The 14966-nt window shown below is 62.0% G+C and carries 16 protein-coding genes; 9 read left to right on the plus strand and 7 right to left on the minus strand.

Translation table 11 applies throughout. The annotated features are described in order from the left end of the window. Nucleotide 1: 1 nt before the first annotated feature. The 5 genes from BJI67_RS06390 to tsaA all read left to right on the plus strand — a co-directional run bounded on the left by BJI67_RS06390 (nt 2) and on the right by tsaA (nt 4911). Nucleotides 2–829: a cell division protein ZipA gene (locus tag BJI67_RS06390; protein ID WP_070072325.1), complete on the plus strand. Its 828-nt coding sequence runs from the start codon at nt 2–4 to the stop codon at nt 827–829. Beyond that, the gene (gene ligA / locus BJI67_RS06395) at nt 826–2907 is read left to right on the plus strand and encodes an NAD-dependent DNA ligase LigA (protein WP_407922808.1); all 2082 of its coding nucleotides are present in this window, start codon (nt 826–828) and stop codon (nt 2905–2907) included. Before BJI67_RS06390 ends, ligA begins: the two co-directional genes overlap by 4 nt. Then, a complete protein-coding gene (gene djlA, locus BJI67_RS06400; RefSeq protein WP_070072326.1) occupies nt 2904–3737 on the plus strand; it encodes a co-chaperone DjlA in 834 nt (277 codons plus the stop codon). The genes ligA and djlA overlap by 4 nt, the downstream gene beginning before the upstream one ends. A gap of 61 nt (nt 3738–3798) precedes the next feature. Continuing rightward, nucleotides 3799–4359, plus strand: a complete 561-nt coding sequence (locus BJI67_RS06405; RefSeq protein ID WP_070072327.1) for a YdeI/OmpD-associated family protein — start codon at nt 3799–3801, stop codon at nt 4357–4359. Nucleotides 4360–4434: 75 nt separating this feature from the next. After that, the gene (tsaA, locus tag BJI67_RS06410; RefSeq protein WP_070074008.1) at nt 4435–4911 is read left to right on the plus strand and encodes a tRNA (N6-threonylcarbamoyladenosine(37)-N6)-methyltransferase TrmO; all 477 of its coding nucleotides are present in this window, start codon (nt 4435–4437) and stop codon (nt 4909–4911) included. A 76-nt stretch (nt 4912–4987) separates the two neighbouring features. Here the strand turns inward: tsaA and BJI67_RS06415 are convergent, their stop codons facing one another. Then, entirely contained in the window at nt 4988–6178 is a 1191-nt protein-coding gene (locus BJI67_RS06415; protein ID WP_070072328.1) for a pyridoxal-phosphate-dependent aminotransferase family protein, read from the minus strand. Between the two features lie 162 nt (nt 6179–6340). Here BJI67_RS06415 and crcB point away from each other — a divergent pair, with 162 nt between their 5' ends. From crcB to dacB, 4 genes are all read left to right on the plus strand, one after another. Beyond that, nucleotides 6341–6718, plus strand: coding sequence for a fluoride efflux transporter CrcB (gene crcB, locus BJI67_RS06420; protein ID WP_197513336.1), 378 nt, complete (start codon nt 6341–6343; stop codon nt 6716–6718). Next, complete coding sequence (locus BJI67_RS06425) at nt 6715–7029, plus strand: DUF190 domain-containing protein (protein WP_070072329.1); 315 nt, start codon at nt 6715–6717, stop codon at nt 7027–7029. Before crcB ends, BJI67_RS06425 begins: the two co-directional genes overlap by 4 nt. 42 nt (nt 7030–7071) lie before the next feature. Further along, entirely contained in the window at nt 7072–8346 is a 1275-nt protein-coding gene (gene serS / locus BJI67_RS06430) for a serine--tRNA ligase (protein WP_070072330.1), read from the plus strand. 79 nt (nt 8347–8425) lie between these two features. Continuing rightward, nucleotides 8426–9907, plus strand: a complete 1482-nt coding sequence (dacB, locus tag BJI67_RS06435; protein WP_070072331.1) for a D-alanyl-D-alanine carboxypeptidase/D-alanyl-D-alanine endopeptidase — start codon at nt 8426–8428, stop codon at nt 9905–9907. Here dacB and BJI67_RS06440 read toward each other — a convergent pair. From BJI67_RS06440 to petA, 6 genes are all read right to left on the minus strand, one after another. Next, the gene (locus BJI67_RS06440; RefSeq protein WP_070072332.1) at nt 9904–10410 is read right to left on the minus strand and encodes a DUF7931 domain-containing protein; all 507 of its coding nucleotides are present in this window, start codon (nt 10408–10410) and stop codon (nt 9904–9906) included. The two genes, dacB and BJI67_RS06440, sit on opposite strands and share 4 nt — an antisense overlap. Nucleotides 10411–10472: 62 nt before the next feature. Then, nucleotides 10473–10859 (minus strand): GNAT family N-acetyltransferase, encoded by a 387-nt coding sequence (locus tag BJI67_RS06445; RefSeq protein WP_231940910.1) that lies wholly within the window; start codon nt 10857–10859, stop codon nt 10473–10475. A gap of 154 nt (nt 10860–11013) precedes the next feature. Continuing rightward, nucleotides 11014–11757, minus strand: a complete 744-nt coding sequence (locus tag BJI67_RS06450; RefSeq protein WP_070072334.1) for a cytochrome c1 — start codon at nt 11755–11757, stop codon at nt 11014–11016. Continuing rightward, nucleotides 11754–13169, minus strand: a complete 1416-nt coding sequence (locus BJI67_RS06455) for a cytochrome b (RefSeq protein ID WP_070072335.1) — start codon at nt 13167–13169, stop codon at nt 11754–11756. The genes BJI67_RS06450 and BJI67_RS06455 overlap by 4 nt, the downstream gene beginning before the upstream one ends. Nucleotides 13170–13241: 72 nt before the next feature. Further along, a complete protein-coding gene (locus BJI67_RS06460) occupies nt 13242–14075 on the minus strand; it encodes a c-type cytochrome (protein ID WP_083250690.1) in 834 nt (277 codons plus the stop codon). 61 nt (nt 14076–14136) lie between these two features. Continuing rightward, a complete protein-coding gene (gene petA, locus BJI67_RS06465; protein ID WP_070072337.1) occupies nt 14137–14796 on the minus strand; it encodes a ubiquinol-cytochrome c reductase iron-sulfur subunit in 660 nt (219 codons plus the stop codon). Between the last annotated feature and the right edge of the window lie 170 nt (nt 14797–14966).

A 14966-nucleotide genomic window follows, 5' to 3' on the forward strand; every position in this document is an offset into this window, starting at 1 on the left:
CATGGATGCATTGCGCTGGTTATTGCTGCTGCTCGGGGCGATTATCCTGATCGCCATCTATTGGTACGGCAAGCGCGCCGAGGCACGCCGCGCTCCCCGCGACGACGAACGCGACGAACCGTATTTTCATCCAGAATCTGCGCATGTCGACGATGAGCCCGTGGCCCCCGAAGATGAGTGGGATATCCTTCCGATCGCCCGCTCCAGCGGGATGCCTGGGCGCACATCCAAGCCGGAACCCACTGAGGACCACGCTGAAGTGCCGGCAGAGCCCGTCATGGATACGACGCCCGCGGAGCCGCCTCCGACCGTCCCTGTCGCGCGTCCGGCAACTCCCAGAACGGCCCGCCATCCGAAGCCGCAGCCAGAGGAGGCCGAGGAATCCGGGGAAGACTTCGAGGTCATTCTGATCGTCCATGTGGTGGCGACTGCCGAAGCACCCCTGGATGGGCCGTCACTGGCCGACGCGTTTGCCGAACTGAATCTTGAACTCGACGAGCGCGGCGTCTTTATCCGCGCCGACGAACTCGGTGGTGCACCACAGTTCGGCGTGGTGAACATGATCAAGCCCGGCGTGTTCGCGGAGGAGGGGATGGCGGCGCTGGAAACGCCCGGCATCAGCCTGTTTCTGACCCTGCCTGGGCCGGATTCTCCGATGGTGGCCTTCCGGGCGATGAGCGACTGCGCGCGCCGGCTTGCCGAGCGCTTCGATGCCCGTCTGGAGGACGAGACGCACAGTACGCTGAGCACGCAGACGCTGACCCACATGGAGGAACGCGTGCGTGAGTTCATTCAGCATCGCGCGCGGACGACGAGGTCGACGCGGTGACCGTACAGGCTGCTCCGGCCGACCGCGCCCGGATGCTGCGCACGCAGATCGAGCACCACAACTACCGCTACTACGTCCTCGACGACCCGGAAATCTCCGACGCCGAGTACGACGTCCTGCTGCGCGAACTGCAGGCCTTGGAAGCGGAACATCCCGAACTGGTGATACCAGATTCGCCGACCCAGCGCGTCGGCGCCAAGCCGGCCGGCGGATTCGGCGAGGTGCGTCACCGCGTGCCCATGCTGTCGCTGGAAAACTGTTTCGACGACGATGAACTAGCCGCCTTCGACCGCAGGGTGCGCGAACGCCTGGGTGTGGAGGAGGCTATCGGCTACGTGGCCGAGCCGAAGCTGGACGGGCTTGCTCTCAGCCTGCGCTACGAGGACGGCCATCTCGTGCAGGGCGCCACGCGCGGCGACGGCACCACGGGCGAGGACATCACCCAGAACGTGCGGACCATCGCCAGTATTCCGCTGCGTCTGCGCGGCAAAGCGCCGAAGGTGCTTGAGGTGCGTGGCGAGGTCTACATGCCGCGCGCCGGCTTCGAGCGCATGAATGCCGAGGCCGCCGAGCGCGGCGACAAGCTGTTCGCGAACCCGCGCAATGCGGCCGCCGGCAGCCTGCGTCAGCTCGACCCGCAGATCACCGCCGCACGTCCACTGGCTTTCTATGCCTACGGGTTAGGCGAAACCGGTGATTGGCCGGTGCCCCCGCGGCATTCGGCCGTGCTCGAGGCGCTGCGCGGCTTCGGCCTGCCGGTCAGCCGCGAGATCCGCTGCGTCGAGGGGTTGGACGGCTGTCTCGAGTATTACCGCGATATCGGCCGTCGCCGCGCCGAACTGCCCTATGAGATCGATGGCGTGGTCTACAAGGTGGACAACCTCGCCTGGCAGGCCGAACTCGGCTTCGTGGCGCGCGCACCGCGTTTTGCCATTGCCCACAAGTTTCCGGCCGAGGAGATGCCGACCCGCGTCCTCGGCGTCGAATTCCAGGTCGGCCGTACCGGCGCGCTTACCCCGGTCGCGCGGCTGGAGCCCGTGTTCGTCGGCGGCGTGACCGTGAGCAATGCGACGCTGCACAACATGGACGAGGTCGCGCGCAAGGACGTACGCGTGGGCGACACCGTGATCGTGCGCCGTGCGGGCGACGTGATCCCCGAGGTGGCGCGCGTGCTGACGGAAAGACGTCCCGCCGACACGCAGCCCGTCGAGTTGCCTACCGCCTGTCCCGTGTGCGGTTCCGAAGTTGTACGTGTCGAGGGCGAGGCCGTGGCGCGCTGTTCCGGTGGCCTGATCTGCCCCGCGCAACGCAAGGAATCCGTCCGTCATTTCGCCTCGCGTCGGGCGATGGACATCGAGGGCCTGGGCGAGAAACTGATCGACCAGCTCGTCGATGCCGGACTGATCGATCACGTCGACGGTATCTATCGACTCACCCGCGATCAGTTGGTCGGCCTGGATCGCATGGGCGAGAAATCCGCGGACAATCTGCTGGCGGCCATCGAACGCAGCCGGCACACCGAACTCGCGCGATTTCTCTACGCCCTCGGCATTCGCGAGGTTGGCGAGGCCACGGCTCGCGCACTGGCGCGCCACTTCGGCAGCCTGGAGGCCTTGGTCGAGGCGGCCGAGGCCGATCTGCTGACCGAGCGGGACGAGGACATCAAGCCCAAGGATCGTTATCCTCGGCTGCAGAGCGTGGAGGACGTCGGACCGGTGGTGGCCCGGCAGGTCTGTCATTTCATCGCCGAACCGCGCAATCGGAACGTGATTGCGGCGCTGCGCGACCTGGGTGTGGTGTGGCCGGACATCGCCGATCGCGCGGTGGCTGGAGATAGCCGTTTGGTAGGGAAGACCTACGTCTTGACCGGTACCCTGGAAGGCTTCAGCCGCGACCAGGCGAAGGCAGCCCTGGAGGCGCTCGGCGCGCGCGTCAGCAGCTCGGTGTCCGGCAAGACGACGGCGGTGATCGCCGGCGCCGATCCGGGGTCCAAGCTGGCGAAGGCCGAAAAACTCGGTGTTCAGGTGCTGGACGAAGCGGGTCTGCGCACATTGCTCGAAGGAGGCGAGGCATCATGAGCTGGTGGGGCAAGGGTATCGGCGCGAGCGTCGGATTCGCTCTCGGCGGTCCGCTGGGCGCTCTGCTCGGCGGCGTGATCGGCCATCAGGTCGACCGCAAGCAGAATCAGCGCGAGTTGCTGGAGGCGCAGACTTCCGATCAACAGGTGACCACGCAGGCCGCGTTCTTTACCGCCACCTTTGCGGTCATGGGGCGCCTGGCCAAGGTCGACGGGCATGTCAGCGAGCGCGAGATCGAGATGGCGCGCAACGTCATGCGCCACATGCATCTGGACGAGGCCCAGCGTCGCGCGGCCATCGACCTGTTCAATCAGGGCAAATCCGACGCCTTCGATCTCGACGCGGTGCTGGAGCAGTTTCGCCGCGTGGTGCATCGGCGCAGCTCGCTCGTCCAGATGTTCCTGGAAATTCAGATCAGCGCCGCTCTCGCCGACGGTTCGCTGGACGAACGCGAGCGCGAGCTGTTGTTGTACATCTGTCAACGCCTGGGGTTTTCGCAGCTGCAATTCCAGCTCCTGTTCAGCCGCGTGGCAGCCGTCATGGGGCTGTTCGGCGGTGCCTGGGAGTCGGGTGCCGGGACTGGCGGTGGCACGGGCAGCGCTCGGCCTAGCAGCCGTCAGCAGGTCGAGCAGTCGTACGCGGTGCTCGGCCTGAGTCCCGAGGCGAGCGATGATGACATCAAACGAGCTTACCGCCGCCTGATGAGCCAGAATCATCCCGACAAGCTGGTATCCAAGGGTTTGCCGGAGGAGATGATTCAGCTCGCGAACGAGAAAACGCAGCAGATCAAGCAGGCCTACGAGACGATTAAGGCGGCGAGGGGTCTGTAGGGCGGGCGATCCCCGCAAGAGCTTGCGCACGGCATGAGCTGGCGGGGGGGCGGATCCCAAGGTGGGCGCATTCCTGGATGGGGCAGGTCGCTGGCGCGAAGAGATGCCCTGTCCGCGCACGATCGCGCTCGACTGCGGTTTGGACGAATCGCTCAAGTGGGGCAAACCCTGCTATTCCCTTCAGGACGGCAATGTGGCCATCGTCCAGCCCTTCAAGCATCGCTGCGCGTTCATGTTCTTCAAGGGCGTGCTGCTGGACGACCCCGAGGGCCAGCTGGAACGTCCTGGAGAGCATTCTCATGCTGCCCGCCGGCTGTCTGCCGGTCTCGGCGAGATCGCGAAGATGGAGCCGGCGCTGCGTGGCTTCATCGCCAACGCGATCGAGGTCGAGCGTGCGGGCCGCACACTGCCGGAACGCCGCGAATCCGGGTCGATCCCGGAAGATCTGGCGGAGGCATTCGTCCGCGTTCCCGGTCTCGAACAGGCTTTTTCAGCCTTGACGCCGGGCAGGCAAAGGGCCTCCCTGCTGTATTTCGCCGACGCCAAGCGTGCGGCAACTCGGCTTTCCCGGGTCGAGAAATGCGTACCGGGCATGCTTGCCGGGAAAGGCATGAACGACTAGCCTGCGGTTTTGATCTCACTGCTTGACGCAATCAAGCCGCCAGCCATTTTCCCTGTCTTCCGCGAGCTGCACCGCATGATCGAATTCGAGTCCATCGGTATCATCCACAGCCCGTTTCGGACGCTGACGGGCATGCCGATCCAGCCTGCAGGTGCTGCAGGCGTTCCGGGAACCGTCGAAGTGAACGCCGAATACCGTGCCGGCCTGCAGGATCTCGACGGTTTCTCGCATGTCATCCTGCTCTACCACTTTCACGGCAGCCGGGGATTCGACCTGCAGGTCGTGCCGTTCATGGATACGCAGCCCCGCGGCGTGTTCGCGACGCGGGCCCCCAAGCGTCCGAATCCTCTGGGGCTTTCCGTGGTGCGCCTGGACAGGATCGAGGACGGGATGATGCACATCCTGGACGTCGACGTGCTCGACGGTACGCCGTTGCTCGACATCAAACCTTATGTTCCGGCCTTCGATGCCCAGGGCGCGGTGCGCACCGGCTGGATCGAGTCGGCACGCAGAAGCGTTGCGGAGCATCAGGCGGACGACCGTTTCGTCTAGCCCCGCTGGAGCGTGCGGGATACGTTGCCGGTTTGGCGGTTACCGTATCCCGCACGAAGACGATCCGGCAGCGGGCTCAGGCCTCGCCGGTCGACGCGTAGTACGCCTCGGCCGCTTCGAGCGCGGCACCGCGGACCAGGCGATGGCCCTGCAGGGCCAGGGTATGTTCCATCGCGGCGAGCAGTTCGCGCACATTACGCGCATTGGCGGTCTGCCCCATCAGGCCGATCCGCCAGACCTTGCCCGCCAGCGGGCCGAGACCGGCGCCGATCTCGATGCCGTGGTGCTCGAGCAGCATGCGCCTCGTTGCCGCCTCGTCGACGTCGCCAGGTACCGCCACGGCGTTGAGCTGGGGCAGCCGTTCCGTGGGGGCGACGGGCAGTTCCAGGCGCATGGCCTCCAGGCCGGCACGCAGGGCTTCGTGATGGCGGCGGTGGCGCGCCCAGGCGTTTTCGAGACCTTCTTCCTCGAGCATGACCAGCGCCTCGTGCAGACCGTAGAGGGCGTTGATTGGCGCGGTGTGGTGGTAGGAGCGCTTGGCGCCTTCGCCCCAGTAACCCATCACCAGGTTGAGGTCGAGGAACCAGCTCTGCACCGGGTGCCTACGTTCACGGATGCGTTCGAGGGCGGCCTCGCTGAAGCTGACCGGGGCCAGACCCGGCGGGCAGGATAGGCATTTCTGGGTGCCCGCGTAGACGGCGTCGATGCCCCATTCGTCGGTGAGCACCGGGGTACCACCGAGGGCGGTGACGGTATCGACAATGACGAGGCTGCCGTGGCGATGGGCGATCTCAACCAACGTACGAGTGTCAGATTCGACGCCGGTGGATGTCTCGGCCTGTACGAAGGCGACCAGTCGTACCCCTGGATTAGCCTTCAGCGCATCCTCCAGCTTGTCGGGATCGACGGGCTTGCCCCAGGTGTCCTCCACCACGATGGGCTCCCCGCCGGAGCGGACAATGTTTTCCTTCATGCGGCCGCCGAATACACCGTTGACGCAGACGATCACACGGTCGCCCGGTTCGACCAGATTGACGAAACAGGTTTCCATGCCGGCCGAACCGGGTGCCGACACCGGCAGCGTCAGCGCATTGCGCGTACGCAGGGTGTTCTGCAGCATCGCCTTGATCTCGTCCATCATGCCGACGAAGGCTGGGTCCAGATGACCGATCGTGGGGCGCGACATGGCCGCGAGCACGCGCGGGTCGACTTCCGAGGGGCCGGGGCCCATCAGCAGACGTTTCGGGGGGTGAAAGCTCTTTGTCATTATGGGGGTCTCCTGCTCCTGCTTGCTTAAGCCAGCGAGTATATCGGGTTCGTTGCCGAGCTGCGTTTGTCTGCCGGCATTGACGCTTGGCGAGGCACCCGCAAGAATGGCGCATCGTTTGCTTTCCGCGGTTTCACGGCGGACCGACAGAGGAGTCGTTCCATGGGATTGCAGTTGCTGGCCATTGCGCTCGGCGGCGCGGTAGGTGCCATATTGCGTTTCGGCGTATCCAACGGAGTGTATCAATGGTTGGGACGTGGTTTTCCCTGGGGAACGCTCGCAGTCAACGTGATCGGCTCGCTGGCGATGGGGTTCCTGACCGCGATGCTGGTCGAGCGTCTTAACGTGGGCCCCGAGGTCCGTGCCGCCGTGCTGACCGGCGGCCTGGGCGCATTCACCACCTTTTCCACCTTTTCAATCGAAACCCTGAGCCTGATCGAGCAGGGCGACGTGTTCAAGGCAGGGGTGAACATGCTGGTCAGCGTGCTCGTCTGCGTCAGCGTCTGTTGGTTGGGTCTATCGCTCGGGAGGCAGCTATGAAGGTCACCGTCGCTCGCGTTTATTTGCACGAAAGCGCCAACGCACACGAAAAAATCCTGCGTTATCTGCACGATGATGCCAAGGTCTGCGGCGCAACGTTGTTTCGCGGTATCAGCGGTTTCGGCCGATCGGGCGAGGTGCATACGAGCTCCTTGCTGACTCTTTCACTGAATCTACCCGTGGTGGTCGAGTTCTTCGACCGTCCGGAGCGCGTGGCCGAGGTGGTCAAGCACATCTGTACCCTGGTCGATCCGAGCCATATTCTGACCTTCGACGCGACGGCGCACGATCCTTCGAACGGGGATGCCTGAGCGTGTAAACTGACGCGCCTTCCGCCCAGCACACGGTATCCCATGCTCGACATCAAACGCCTGCGCAACGACCCCGAGGGCATCGCCCGTATCCTGGCCCGCCGCGGCTTCGACTTCGACCTGGCGCGTTTCAACACCCTGGAGAGCGAGCGCAAGCGGCTTCAGGTCGAAACCCAGGAACTGCAGAATCTGCGCAACACGCGTTCCAAGGCCATCGGCCAGGCCAAGGCCCGGGGCGAGGACGCGCAGCCGCTGCTGGACGAGGTGGCCTCGCTGGGCGGCCGCCTGGATGCGGTCAAGAGCGCGGCCGAGGCGGTGCAGGGCGAACTCGACGCACTGCTGCTTACGCTGCCCAATCTGCCGCACGAGTCGGTGCCCGAGGGCGCGGACGAAGACGCCAACGTCGAAGTGCGTCGCTGGGGCGAGCCGCGCGTGTTCGACTTCGTGCCGCGCGACCATGTGGATGTGGGCACCGCGCTGGGCGGACTGGACTTCGAGGCCGCCGCGCGCATTTCCGGCGCGCGCTTCGCCGTGCTGCGCGGCGAACTGGCGCGCCTGCAGCGTGCGCTGACGCAGTTCATGCTCGACGTGCATACCCGCGAACACGGCTACGAGGAGGTCTACGTGCCTTATCTCGTGCAGTCGCAGGCCCTCCGCGGCACCGGGCAGTTGCCCAAGTTCGAGGAGGACCTGTTCAAGGTCGATGGCGAAACGCCGTTCTATCTCATCCCCACGGCCGAGGTGCCGGTAACCAATCTCGTGCGCGAACAGATCGTGGAGGCGGATACCCTGCCGCTGCGGTTTACGGCGCACACGCCGTGTTTCCGCTCAGAGGCCGGTTCGGCCGGACGCGATACGCGCGGTTTGATCCGTCAGCACCAGTTCGAGAAGGTGGAGATGGTGCAGCTCGTCCATCCCGACGCTTCCTGGGAGGCACTGGAGGCCCTGGTCGGGCATGCCGAGGCGATTCTGCAGCGATTGGAACTGCCGTACCGGGTGATGACGCTGTGCACCGGCGACCTTGGTTTCAGCTCGGCCAAGACCTACGATCTTGAGGTCTGGCTGCCGGGGCAGGGGCGTTATCGCGAAATCTCCTCATGCTCGAATTTCGAGGACTTCCAGGCCCGTCGCATGTTGGCGCGCTACCGCAATCCCGAGACCGGCAAGCCGGAACTGCTGCATACGCTCAACGGTTCCGGTCTCGCGGTCGGCCGTACCCTGGTGGCAGTACTGGAAAACCATCAGCAGGCCGACGGGCGCATCCGTATTCCGGAAGCCTTGCGCCCCTATCTCGGCGGCAGCGAATTCGTCGGCTGATCGGCGGGTGACGCGCCGAGCGCCAGCTTGCAACTCGCCGCCCACTCGCGGCTCGCTCGCTTCCCGACTACTGCTTCTTGTGCTCGCGCTCGGTCCGGTCCAGTCCTTGGCTGCGGACGCCAAGGTATCAGATCGCCATGCGCTGCCTGCCCTTGAACACCTGGTGCGGCAGGGCGTACGCGTCAGTGCCCGGGTGATCGAGGTGGAAAACGGCCGCACGCTGGCGGCCCTGAATCCCGCGCAGGCGCTGATTCCGGCATCGGTGACCAAGCTCTATACCGCCGCTGCCGCGCTTGACCGCTGGGGGGCTGCGAAACGCTTCAAGACACGGGTGGTGCGGCTGGGCCCGGTGGATCGAGGCGTGCTGCACGGCAATCTGGTCTTCGTCGGCGGCGGGGACCCCGGACTGACCAACGCGCAGTTGTGGGCCCTGGCGCAGCGCGTGCGCGAGGCGGGGATCGCCACCGTGGACGGACGTCTGCTGGTCGATCCCCGCGGTTTCGGGCCGGTCCCCTGCGTCACTCCGGATCGCTGTCACGCCAAGCTCGAGAGTGAAGATGCCTATAACGCGCCGCTGTCCTCGGCCGGCGTGGACTACAGCAACGCCTGCCTCAGCGTTCGTCCGGGAGACGCTCCGGGCACTCCGGCGCGGCTCGCCTTCGAGCCGTTCGATCTGCCCATGCTGGCGATCCAGGGACACATCGACACCCGCCAGCCGGGCAGCCCGACGCATATCCGGGTGGTACGTCGCAGCGTGAATGGGCGGGAAGTGTTCGTGGTTTCCGGGAACATTCCGTTGGGTGGCAGGACGCGACGGTTCTATCGCTCCATCGCGCACCCCGATCATTATGCAGCGGAGGTTTTCCGTGCGTTTCTCGAACAGGCCGGCGTTGCGGTCAGGGGCGGAGTCGGCGTGATCCATCGGGACGATACGTTGCCGCGGAGTCTGCGCGTGGCCGCGGTGAAGGGCACGCCACTGGGCGAGCAGTTACGCGGCATGTTGGTCTACAGCAACAACTACATGGCCGACATCCTGGCGCTGGACTGGGCGGTTGCGGATGGTGCAGCTGTGCCCGTGAGCCTGCCGGAAGCGGGACGGCGTCTGACGGACTATGCCCGCAAGGTCAATCAGGAATCGACATTCGACTGGGCGCACGGTGGGCGTCCGTTGCTTGAAAGTGGCAGCGGTCTGACCGTGGGCAATCGCCTTTCGGCCAACGACGTGACCGCCTTGCTTGTGCATGAATACCATCGTTACGGCGATTTTCCGGCGTTCCTGGCCGGTTTGACGGTGCCGGACCAGACGCCGGTAGCGATGCTCAAGGGCGGCGATCCGGCTTGGGATACGCGTATTGCGGCCAAGACCGGCTCGCTCAATCAGCCGGTATCCGTCTTTTCGCTGGCTGGTTATCTGCGCTTCAGGGGCGGGCGTTGGGGCGCATTCGCGGTGCTGGTGAATGGCAGCCGTCAGCATCCGCATGTCGGCCTGTTTACCGCGATCGCGGCAGTACGCTCGGACCTGCAGGGCTTGCTCGCTGCGGACGGCGTAGCGCGCCGCTAGAGCGAAAGTCGACGCAGATCCGGGTGCTGTTCGGCGACATCCCACATCAACTGGAATTCGTGGGCCAGTTCGATTGCCCAGCGACGGTCGCTGTGCGCGGTCAGCGCCTGACTCTTGTCCGCCTGCTCGCGATAGATCACGCTTCGCGTGTCTGCGATCAGCCATTCTCGGTTTTCCCTCCGGTGGCGCGGTGCCAATAGTCTGATTTCAATGAAGCTAGGCACGCGCTGGGCGAGGGCGAGCAGACGGTGGCCGTACTGGCGTAGAGGTTGTAGGTCGGCGATCAGGATGCGAATGCGACTGTGACGTTGGCGACGAATCAGGGCGAAGAGATGTCCGGAAACCGTATCGTCATCGTACAGTGCGGGGTCGAGGCTGCGGCTCAGAATGATCAGATCGCGCTGCGTGTCATCGATGGCTGCGAGGGTCGCTGGCTGCAGTGCCGGCATGCCGTCCACTGGCTTGCGTTTCTGTTCCGGCGAGGGTGGTGGTGGTTCGGCCATGCGCTTCCCTGAATCCCACGGGTCGATTCAACACGACTTTAGCGCAAGCGTGGAGCAGGCGCCTATTGAACAGCCTTCAGGGGCAGCCGCATTTCGCGGTGGGGGATGCCGGCATCGAGAAACTCGGGACCGCAGACGGTAAACCCGGCGCGCTCGTAGAAGGGGATCGCGTGTACCTGCGCGCTGAGTACGGCTTCGCCGAAGCCGCGGTTTCGTGCTTCACCGATGAGTGCCATGAGCAGCGCTTTACCGACACCCAATCCGCGATATTTGCACAGCACGGCGAGTCGGCCTATGTGACCGTCCTCAAGCAGACGGCCCGTACCTACCGCCAAGTCACCGTATTCGGCGAGCAGATGCAGGCTGCGAGGATCGAATTCGTCGATCTCGAGTTCGATCGGCACGCCTTGTTCATGAACGAATACCGTTTCGCGCAGCCCGCTGAGCAAGTCGCGATCGGTCTCCCAATCGGCTGTGCGGATGTGGAGTGATAGGGGGGAATCCATCAATGGAATGACCGGTTAAAAGCTTAGCGGCGGTAAGGCCCTCCCGAGCCTTACCGCCGCCAGTATAGGCAGGCAAGTGCTACCTGCCAAGCAGACCCTAGTGTTTCACAGCACGCCAATACTCATGTTTGAGCAGGTACGCCACAATGATGAATAGGATCATGAACGCCATCACCCAGATACCCAGATGCTCGCGTTCGGCCTTGTGCGGGTGATTGGCCCAGTAGAGGAAGGTGACGACATCGCGCATGGTTTTGTCGAATTCCGCCGGTGAGAGGGTGCCCGGAGAAACCTGCTTCAACCCAGACAGTACCTTGACCTGCTTGCCATTCTCGGTTTCTTCCTTGTAAACCGGGGCTTGCAGCCCTTGCATCTGCCAAAGCACATCGGGCATGGCGACGTTGTGGAATACGGCATTGTTGACGCCGGTCGCCCGAGTGGGATCGAGATAGAACGAGGTCAGATAGGTATAGACCCAGTTGGCTCCCTTCATTTTGATGATGGCGGATAGGTCCGGCGGTGCCAGCCCGAACCAGTGCACCGCGTCGGCAGGCGGCATCGGGCTGACGATGGCGTCGTGTACCTTGAGGCTTGTCGAGTTGAAGTTTTTCTGGATCTCGTCGAGCGGCAAGCCCAGAACCTTGCTCATGTCGCTGAAGCGCTCTGCGCGAACGCTGTGGCATGCCATGCAGTAGGTCATGAAGAAGGCAGCACCATTGCGCAGGGCAGCCTTGTTGGCCGTGTCGATCTGCACTGACTTGAGAGCAAACTCGGCCCGTGCTGCCGGCATGATCAGGATGGCAAGCAGGAGTAGCGAAAGGATTTTTGTGTATTTATTCATGCTTGCACCCTCTCAGGAACGGCTTTGTCGGCGACCAGCGATGGTTTGAGCCAGGCTCCGCCCAGAATGATCGTGACGTAACCTATCGGTAGCCAAAGTGATTCAAGTAACTGTCCCCAGCTGTGCGCTCTGACCGAAACCATCCAGGCATCAATGGCCACGAATAGGCCGGTCATGACAATCCACCAGATCACTGTTGCCATATGGCTGCGCACGCGGTTCATGTAAACCATCAGCCAGAAAGTGCTGAAGAAGATCTCGGTAAACCGATAGCCGAGCAACACATACGTGTTGGTGGCGGGCTGCAGACCGAGGTAGCCGAGCAGAATGAAGGAGAACGAGAGCACCAGAATGTTGATGCGCACGAAAACCCCTCTGAAGCGCACGGATTTTACAGGGCTGCGATCCAGCCAGGGTATCAGGAACATCAGAATGTAAACCGCGGCTAGACTGGCTACACCCAGGATCTTGCTGGGCCACGCGCGCAGAATGGCGTAGTAGGGGGTTAGGAACCACAGTGGATGTATGTCTGGCGGAGTCTTCAGTGCATTCGCTGGCACGTAGTTCAGCTTGTCCAGGACGATCCCCCAACCCGAGGGCTTGAAGAAAATCAGACCCATGTAAATGGCCAGAAACACGGCGACGCCGAGAATATCCTTGACGGTGTAGTACGGGTGAAAGGGAATGCCGTCGAGCGGTATGCCGTCGGCATTCTTGTGTTCCTTGATTTCGATCCCGTCAGGGTTATTGGAGCCGACTTGATGCAGCGCCAGTATATGGACAAACACGAGGATCACTAGCACAAGAGGTACAGCGATGACGTGCAGTGCGAAGAAGCGGTCAAGCGTCGGCGAACCGACGACGAAATCGCCGCGTATCCATTGTGCGATGCTCTGTCCGACGACGGGGATGGCGCCGAACAATGAAATTACTACATTAGAACCCCAGAATGACATTTGCCCCCAGGGCAGCAGATATCCGAAGAAGGCCTCTGCGCACAGTGCGACATACAGCAGCATGCCCACAAGCCAGAGCAGTTCACGCGGTTTTTTGTAAGACCCATACATCATTCCACGGAACATGTGGAAGTACACCAGCACGAAAAAGCTGGAGGCGCCCAGCACGTGCATATAGCGGATGAACCAGCCACCTGATACGTCATTCATGATGCCTTGATTGACCGACCAGAATGCGAGCTTCGCATTCGGCTGATAATGCATGGTCAGGAATATCCCGGTAATGATCTGAATGACCAGGACGAGAATGAGCAGAGAACCGAAGAAATACCAGAAATTGAAATTCTTGGGCGCGTAATATTCGGTCAAATGCTCACGCATCATGCTGCTAAATGGGAAACGGCGGTCTATCCACCCCATAATCCCAGGCTTTTGTTCTGTTTGACTCGTATCCATTGGGTTTTCCTCAACGCTGCGGTTTGTCAAGGCGATCCGTTATTGGCTGCTGCTCGGGTTGCAGAATGCAGCTCAGAGTTGCGGCGTCTTGGCGGGTGTGGGCTTGGCGTTCTTGCTGGCTACCTGATCGGCCGGTACACCAATCAGAGGGGTTTGGCTTCTTTGGGTTTTCATTTGTTCGTAGTTTTTAGGCCCATCGCCAAGCACCAGCCCAGGATTTAGAGACTGTACGTAAAAGGCTACGGCCGTCATCTGGTTTTTGGTGAGTTTGCTCGCGATCATCCGCATCATGCTGTGTGGATCGTTACTGCGCTGACCGTCGCTGAACTGCTCAAGCTGAGTGAAAACATAAAGCTCGTGTTGTCCCGCCAATCTGGGGATCGCCATGGGGCCATTGCCCATGCCGTCGGCCTCGTGGCAGGCCATACACGCAGGTACCCCTGAAGCAGGTATACCAGAGCGGAAAATGTGTTCGCCCAGAGTCAAAACCTTGAGTGTGGTTTTAGGATCGGTCGCGTTGGCATTGATCTTTGGGTTCAATTTTTGCTGCGAGAAATAATACGCAAGGTCTTTTACATCGGCAGCAAAATTGGCTGGAGGTATTGTCGCTACCATGGCCTGCATGATCTGGTTGGTGCGGGCTCCTGTATGGAAATTCTCCAGTTGCTTAATGAGGTAGCTCTGGTTTTGGCCTGCAAGATTGGGATACTGCGCCATCATGCTGTTCCCATGTACGCCATGGCAGGCTGAGCAGGTGTTGGCCACGATGGATTTGATTTGTGCGACATCCCCCCCGGGAATTTGTCCCAGATAACTGGGAGCCGTCGCAGCTTGTGCGCCTGAAGCAAGGAGTAAAGGGGCCGCTGCAGTCAGTATTTTTCTTGCAACGCGTTTGCTGATATTCATAACTTTGTCCCCGTTGTTTTTGTGGCTGGCACGATTCGGGATTGTTCTTGAGTTCGGCTGCTTACCATATTGCAGGAACCCAGTTTTGATATTTCCCGTCCTCGGTTTCCCCGATGCGAACCAGCGTGTCGGTTTTATAGAAATACGGAGGAATGGGGATATTCAGCGGGGCTGGTGAGCCGTCGAAGACGCGTGCTGAGAAATCGTACATGGATCCATGGCAAGGGCAGTGGAATCCGCCTGGCCACCAGGAGTTAACAGATTTCGGTTTAGGTGCATAGTTCGGAGAGCACTGCAGGTGGGTGCAGATCGCTACCGCAACGAAAATGTCTTTCTTGAGTGAACGGTAGACGCCGTTGACGTATGCCTTGGTCGGCTGTTGCGGTTCCAGGGACTCGGGATCCTTGAGTCTGGGCTTGTTCTTGACCAGGGTGTCGAGCATCCATTGCTGGCGGTTCAATATCCAAATAGGACGTTGCCGCCATTGGACGATGATGAGCTGTCCGGGCTCAAGTTTGCTGATATCGACATCGATAGGGACACCTGCGGCGGTTACTGCCTTGTCAGGCTCCATCGATTCGATGAAAGGTATCGCTAGTGCTGAGATACCCGCCGCGCCTACGACGGTGGCCGAAGCAATTAGAAATCTACGCCGGGTTTTATCGATCGCCTGGCGATCGATCGAGTCGATGTTGATGGGTGTCGCATCGCTACCTGCCATGGGATGGATCCTCTTGGTGACGATCCCCCCCCTGCCGCTCCCTGATATAGACGCATGGGCACGGTACTTCTCTTCTGTGTTCCTGGCGTACCTTTCGGAGATCTCCTTGTGACCGCGGTGCTTTATAGCACTCGCACTTCGTCTCCGTTTGCCCAAGGTAATACCATCGC

The organism is Acidihalobacter aeolianus (assembly GCF_001753165.1).
In the GTDB taxonomy this organism is placed as follows: domain Bacteria; phylum Pseudomonadota; class Gammaproteobacteria; order DSM-5130; family Acidihalobacteraceae; genus Acidihalobacter; species Acidihalobacter aeolianus.